The organism is Pseudomonas sp. NPDC089407, assembly GCF_044900445.1.
In the GTDB taxonomy this organism is placed as follows: Bacteria; Pseudomonadota; Gammaproteobacteria; order Pseudomonadales; family Pseudomonadaceae; genus Aquipseudomonas.
Window position 1 is genome coordinate 1 of the sequence record NZ_JBJDNB010000065.1, and the last position, 6,053, is coordinate 6,053.

5 protein-coding genes and 2 pseudogenes are annotated in these 6,053 nt (G+C 63.1%); 4 read left to right on the forward strand and 3 right to left on the reverse strand.

Annotated elements, in window-relative coordinates:
* Positions 1-310: 310 nt before the first annotated feature.
* Positions 311-664: pseudogene (locus tag ACI2KG_RS28795) on the reverse strand (protein glxC); the annotation flags it as partial.
* 27 nt (positions 665-691) lie between these two features.
* Positions 692-1,102 (reverse strand): annotated as a pseudogene (locus ACI2KG_RS28800) (amidophosphoribosyltransferase); the annotation flags it as partial.
* Here ACI2KG_RS28800 and ACI2KG_RS28805 point away from each other — a divergent pair.
* A complete protein-coding gene (locus ACI2KG_RS28805) occupies positions 1,071-1,679 on the forward strand; it encodes a helix-turn-helix domain-containing protein (protein ID WP_404664226.1) in 609 nt (202 codons plus the stop codon). The pseudogene ACI2KG_RS28800 and the gene ACI2KG_RS28805 sit on opposite strands and share 32 nt — an antisense overlap.
* Before the next feature lie 293 nt (positions 1,680-1,972).
* The gene (locus ACI2KG_RS28810) at positions 1,973-2,902 is read left to right on the forward strand and encodes a DMT family transporter (RefSeq protein WP_404664227.1); all 930 of its coding nucleotides are present in this window, start codon (positions 1,973-1,975) and stop codon (positions 2,900-2,902) included.
* Positions 2,903-3,019: 117 nt separating this feature from the next.
* Here the strand turns inward: ACI2KG_RS28810 and ACI2KG_RS28815 are convergent, their stop codons facing one another.
* On the reverse strand, positions 3,020-3,904 hold the full coding sequence (locus tag ACI2KG_RS28815; protein WP_400622335.1) for a LysR family transcriptional regulator: 885 nt from the start codon (positions 3,902-3,904) through the stop codon (positions 3,020-3,022).
* A 146-nt stretch (positions 3,905-4,050) separates the two neighbouring features.
* Between ACI2KG_RS28815 and ACI2KG_RS28820 the strand changes: the two genes are divergently transcribed.
* A complete protein-coding gene (locus ACI2KG_RS28820; RefSeq protein WP_404664228.1) occupies positions 4,051-5,070 on the forward strand; it encodes an alpha/beta hydrolase in 1,020 nt (339 codons plus the stop codon).
* A 54-nt stretch (positions 5,071-5,124) separates the two neighbouring features.
* Positions 5,125-5,847: a pirin family protein gene (locus tag ACI2KG_RS28825; RefSeq protein WP_404664229.1), complete on the forward strand. Its 723-nt coding sequence runs from the start codon at positions 5,125-5,127 to the stop codon at positions 5,845-5,847.
* Positions 5,848-6,053: the final 206 nt, after the last annotated feature.

Genomic DNA, 6,053 nt, shown 5'->3' on the forward strand with positions numbered 1-6,053 from the left:
GGTTGCCTTCTTCGCGGGACAAGCCCGCTCCCACAATGGCCATTGTTCTCTGCGAGACAGCGCAGCCCGGAAGGGCTGGGTGATCTCCCACAGGAAAAGCGCAGGTCCTGAGCCTTGTGATATCCCTGTGGGAGCGGGTTCACCCGCGAAGAGCCAGTACAGACAGCATCACTCAGAAGTTATAAGCCCGCTCATTGTGCTCCGCCAGGTCCAGCCCCTGCTCTTCCACTTCCCGGCTGGCCCGCAACCCTATGGTCAGCTTGATGGCCCCCAGAATCGCCCAGCGCCCATCCGACCGGTCCGGCGCCCCGGCAAGGCCGCTCCTACAAAGGGCCGCACAGTCGATCACCAGCAGGCCGCTATGGGCGGTGGCACCGGCGGCCTGCGAGGCACTGCCCTTGACCCGTACCGAACCGGACATCATGTTCTCGGCCACACCCACGCCGACGTTGCCGTGCACGGTGACGCTGGCCTGCTGGTTCATGCCGGCGCAGTAGTAGCCGGCGTGCCCTTCGATATCCACGGCCACATCAGCGTTGATGCCCACGGCCAGGTTGTGCTTACCGCCCGGGTGGGTCACCCGCCATTCATGGTCCTGCACTGCGCCGTGCAGGGACTGGTTGAGCACACGCACCGAAGTGCTGGAAAGGTCGATCGTCTTCATAAGGTTCTCCAGGGGTTCGGTGGCAGGTCAGGCGCTTTCGCGCTCCCAGACGTACAGGGTGGCCGGTGCCGGCTCCCAGACCTTGGCGTGATCGATGCCCGGCAGGCTGGCCAGGGCCTGGTACTCCGAGGCCATGGCCACGTAGTCGTCGGTCTCTGCCAGCACAGCCGGCTTGCAGGCGATCGGGTCGCGGATCACGGCAAAGCCGTTGCGGGTGCCGATGGCGAACGTGAAGAAGCCATCCAGGTCTTGCAGCGCGCCATCCAGGGCCTGGGCCAGGCTGTCGCCCTGCTGCAGGCGCCAGGTCAGGTAACCGGCCGCCACCTCAGTGTCGTTGTCGGTTTCAAAACTGTTGCCTTCGCGCTTGAGCACCTGGCGCAGGCGGAAGTGGTTGGACAGCGAGCCGTTGTGCACCAGGCACAAGTCGACCGAAACCGAACCGCGCCTTCGCCTGGAGCAGTACCTGGGCCTGCAGATCAAGCGCCAGCGCCAGGCCCAGTCCCTCAAGCTTGCCGACGTGGCGCGCATTGCCGGCATCAGCCAGGGCATGCTGAGCAAGATCGAGAACGCCCAGGTGTCCACCAGCCTCGACACCCTCAGCCGCCTGTGCGATGTGCTGGGCATGCCGATGGCCAAGCTGTTCAGCCAGTACGACCAGCCCGATGGCAACGCGCTGCTGGTAAAAGCCGGTGAAGGCCTGGAGGTGGTGCGCCGTGGTACCGAGAAGGGGCATACCTACCACTTGCTCAATCACGCCAGGGGGCCCAAGAAGCATTTCGAGGCTTATATGGTGAGCATGGATGACGCCAGCGAAGAGTTCCCGACCTTCGCCCACCCCGGCACCGAGTTCCTCCATTTGCTGGAGGGCGAACTGGTGTACCGCCACGGTAACCAGCTCTACCACATGCATGCCGGCGATAGCCTGACCTTCGACGGCGAAACGCCGCACGGTCCCGAACAACTGGTGCAGGTGCCGATCCGGCTGCTGTCGATCATGAACTACAGCGACGACTGAGGCGGCGCAGCAAGGCAACAAGTGATGTCGCAATCAGACAAGCACACGGCGCCCGCGATCGGCTGAATAACCTGTATACAAAGATAATACTCACATCGACCAGCCCCGCGCCGTGGGCTGGTCGACGTGGTACCCGCGAGTAAAACAGCCTCGCTTCACAATTCCAACGCTGTGGCGCCTTTTTGCACCGGGCAGTTCGTCCGGGCTCATAACGATAAAACTCCCAGTATTAGAGACCCGCGTTGCGCAGCCGGGAGTGCATGCGCGCGCCACCTTGTGAAGACTTGACTGCCATGATCGCGACTTCAATCCCCGTAGCCGGTGCTGCCACCGGCCACCGTAACGCCCTGTGCGTTGCCCACATCGCCGCTGTGCTGTTCGGCCTGACGGGTATCCTCGGTCACCTGATCGAGGCTGACGCCAGCATCATCACCTTTGGCCGTGCCATCTTTGCATTTATCGCCCTGGGCTTCGTTGCCGGGCTCAAAGGCACGCGTCTGCTCGACGCACTGACCCTGCGCAACCTGCCGATACTGGCCCTGACCGGCGCGCTGCTGGCCACGCACTGGGGGACCTTCTTCATTGCCGTCAAGGTCGGCGGCGTGGCGGTGGCGACCTTGGGTTTTGCCAGCTTCCCGGCCTTCATCGCCATGATCGAACGCGGCGTGTTCGGCCAGCGCATTGGCGCCGTGCAAGGTTTGCTGTTGCTGATGGTCAGTGCAGGGTTGGTGCTGGTGGTGCCGACCTTCGACCTGCTCGACAAAGGCACCATCGGCCTGCTGTGGGGGCTGGGTTCAGGCCTGGCGTTCGCCCTGCTGACCGTGGCCAACCGCCGCAATGCATCGAGCATGAACGCCATGCAGGTGGCGTTCTGGCAGAACGTGGTAGTGGCTGCGCTGGTGGCGCCGTTTGCTTTCACTCACCTGGGTAACACCAGCCTGGCGGGTAATGACTGGGTCAACCTGGCGTTGCTGGGGGTGTTCTGCACCGGGCTGTCGCAGTACCTGTTCGTGAAGAGCCTGGAAGGGCTGGAGGCGCGTACTGCCGGTATGATCATTGCGCTGGAGCCGGTGTACGCAATCATCGGGGCGTGGTGGTTGTTTGGTGACCAGCCGAGCCTGCGGATGGCGGCAGGAGCTGCATTGATCGTGCTGGCAACTCTCCTAGCGGCGGCGCGCAAGGCCCCGGCCGAGCAAGGCGACACCAGCCGCTGCGCACAGTGAGGCACGTAGGCCGCCGGCCGGCTTTGGGGCTACGCACACTTCGCGGGTAAACCCGCGCCTACAACGACCTGTGCACGAGCAGGTTTACCTGCGAAGCAGCCAACGCGGTGTTCAAGGTCAGAGCTGCACCAACCGCTCGCGCAGGAAATTCACAAACCCCTGCACCGGCCGCGCCACCTGCCGGTGCTGCGGGTACACTGCCGACAACTGCAACGCCGGCGTCACCCACTCATCCAGCACCGTCACAAGGCGCCCATCCGCCAACGCCTGCCCAACGATGAAGGTCGGCAGGTAGGTCACCCCCATCCCGGCAATCGCCGCATCCCTCAACATTTCGCCGTTGTTCGCACGCATCCGCCCAGCTACCTGAATCGCCTGGGCCTTGCCGCCCTGGCGGAACTGCCACTGCACCTGCCGCGAATGCCCATAAGGCAGGCAGTCATGCCCGGCCAGTTGCTCCGGCCGGGTCGGCACGCCCCGCGCCGCCAGGTAGGCCGGGCTCGCACAATACACCCGCTCGACATCGGCAATACGCCGGGCAATGAGGCTGGAGTCTTCCAGGGCACCAATACGCAACGCCAGGTCATAGCCTTCGCCGATCAGGTCCACAGCGCGGTCACTCAGGTCCACCTCCACATCCACCTGCGGGTGCAACTGCAGGAACTCGGTCAGCAAGCAGCCCAGGTGCGTCATGGCAAACGACAGCGGTGCACTCAGGCGCAAAGTGCCGCGCAAGGTCTGGGCCTGGCCGCTGATGTCGTGTTCCACCTGCTGCACTTCGCCCAACAAACGCAGCGCCGACTGGTAGTAGTGCTGGCCCAGCGGCGTGGCGTCCAGGCGCCGCGTGGAGCGGTTGAGCAGGCGCACGCCAAGGCGCTCTTCCAACTGCATCAGGCGCCGGCTGACCGATTGCTTGGACATGCCCAGGCGCTCGGCGGCAGCCGTAAAACTGCCGGCCTCCATGACCTGGGCAAAGATTCGCATGTCTTCGTAAGGGTTCATTGTCTCGCTCTTGGTGACAGTCAAACGCTTTATAGCGGCTTTTTCCCATCACTGCATCTGCTTAACCTACACACAAGTCACAGCGATGGCCCAGCAGGCCAGGCAAGACGCCCACTACAACCACTTGCACAGAAAAGGATTCGCTCATGAACATTGTCCACAAAACCCTCGCCGCTTCCCTTCTGGCCCTGTCCGTTTCCAGCGCCTACGCCGCTGGCAGCCCAGGCGTCGAGCAGCACACTCAGGCCTTCCTCGAAGCGCTGGAACAAGGCGGCGGCAAGCCACTGGAGCAGCTCAGCCCGAAAGACGCCCGTGCCGTACTGACCGGCGCCCAGGCATCGGTCAAGGTTGACCTTTCCGGCATTGAGGTGAAGGAACACACCATCAAGGCCAATGGCCAGGCAATCCAGCTGCAAGTGGTGCGCCCGGCCAATGTGAAAGGTGAGTTGCCGGTGTTCATGTTCTTCCACGGCGGCGGCTGGGTGCTCGGCGACTTCCCGACCCACCAGCGGCTGATCCGCGACCTGGTGGTCGGTTCCGGCGCAGTGGCGGTCTATGTCGACTACACCCCGTCGCCTGAGTCGCACTACCCGACGGCAATCAACCAGGCCTACGCCGCGACCCAGTGGGTGGCCGAGCATGGCAAGGAAATCGGCGTGGACGGCAAGCGCCTGGCCGTAGCCGGCAACAGCGTTGGCGGCAACATGGCGGCGGTGGTGGCACTGAAGGCCAAAGAGGCCGGTACCCCTGCCCTGCGCTTCCAGCTGCTGCTGTGGCCGGTGACCGATGCCAGCTTCGAGACTGCGTCGTACAAGCAGTTTGCCGAAGGGCACTTCCTGACTACCGGGATGATGAAGTGGTTCTGGGACAGCTACACCACCGACGTCAAGGCGCGTGAACAGATCTACGCCTCGCCGCTGCGGGCCAGCAGTGAACAGTTGAAAGGCTTGCCGCCGGCGCTGGTGCAAACGGCTGAGTTCGATGTGTTGCGCGATGAGGGTGAAGCGTATGCCCGCAAGTTGAATGCGGCCGGTGTGACGGTGACCTCGGTGCGCTACAACGGGATGATTCATGACTACGGGCTGCTCAACCCGCTGAGCCAGGTACCTGCAGTCAAGGCGGCGATGCGGCAGGCAGCAGGCGAACTGAAAGTACACCTTCAATAACTCCAGCCACCCATGCGGCAGGGCCTGATGCCCTGCCCGCTCAGGAGAACCATCATGCTCACCGTCCGTAACGCCCAAGACCGCGGCCTGGCCTTCCATGGCTGGTTGAAGTCCTACCACACCTTTTCGTTCGGCCACTACCGCAACCCGGACGAGCAAGGTTTCTCCGACCTGCTGGTGATCAACGACGACCGCGTTATCCCTGGCAAAGGCTTTGGCCAGCACCCGCACCGCGACATGGAGATTTTTTCCTACGTGCTGGAAGGCGCGCTGGAGCACAAGGACACGCTGGGCACCGGCTCGGTGATCCGCCCGGGTGATGTGCAGCTGATGAGCGCTGGCCACGGTGTGGCCCACAGCGAGTTCAACCACAGCCAGGCACTACCGGTGCACTTCCTGCAGATCTGGATTGTGCCAAACGTGCAAGGCGCCACACCGCGCTACCAGCAACAGCATTTCAGTGCCGAAGAAAAGCGCGGCAAGCTGCGTTTGATCATTTCGCCGGATGGCGCCGAGGGCTCGTTGCAGGTGCGGCAGAATGCGCGGGTATATGCCGGTTTGTTCGACGGTGACGAGCGTGCCAGCCTGACCTTGCCGGAAAACCGCCATGCCTATGTGCATGTGGCCCGGGGCAGTGTCGAGCTTAATGGACAGGTGCTGAATGAAGGGGATGGGGTGCGGGTGAGGCAGGAACAGGTGCTGGAACTGGGTAATGGGGAGGGTGCAGAGGTGCTGGTGTTTGACCTGCGGCCGCATGAATTGCCGGGTATGCCTTGAGCTTCTGTCTTGACAGTGATGGCCCTATCGCCGGCAAGCCAGCTCCCACAAAGGTCTCCACAGTCTCTGAGACCTGTGGGGGACTTGTGGGAGCTGGCTTGCCGGCGATAGGGAACTGTCAGATTTTTTGTGTGCGGGCCGGTAACGGCCTGCCGCCAGGCAGGCCCTGATTTTCACCAGGTTGGCCTGATGAACCGATCTCCGTA

Bases quoted from the DNA above. Each gene is read 5' to 3' on its own strand.
- ACI2KG_RS28810 (WP_404664227.1), top strand. From the start codon at position 1,973: ATGATCGCGACTTCAATCCCCGTAGCCGGTGCTGCCACCGGCCACCGT.
- ACI2KG_RS28815 (WP_400622335.1), bottom strand. From the start codon at position 3,904: ATGAACCCTTACGAAGACATGCGAATCTTTGCCCAGGTCATGGAGGCC.
- ACI2KG_RS28820 (WP_404664228.1), top strand. From the start codon at position 4,051: ATGAACATTGTCCACAAAACCCTCGCCGCTTCCCTTCTGGCCCTGTCC.
- ACI2KG_RS28825 (WP_404664229.1), top strand. From the start codon at position 5,125: ATGCTCACCGTCCGTAACGCCCAAGACCGCGGCCTGGCCTTCCATGGC.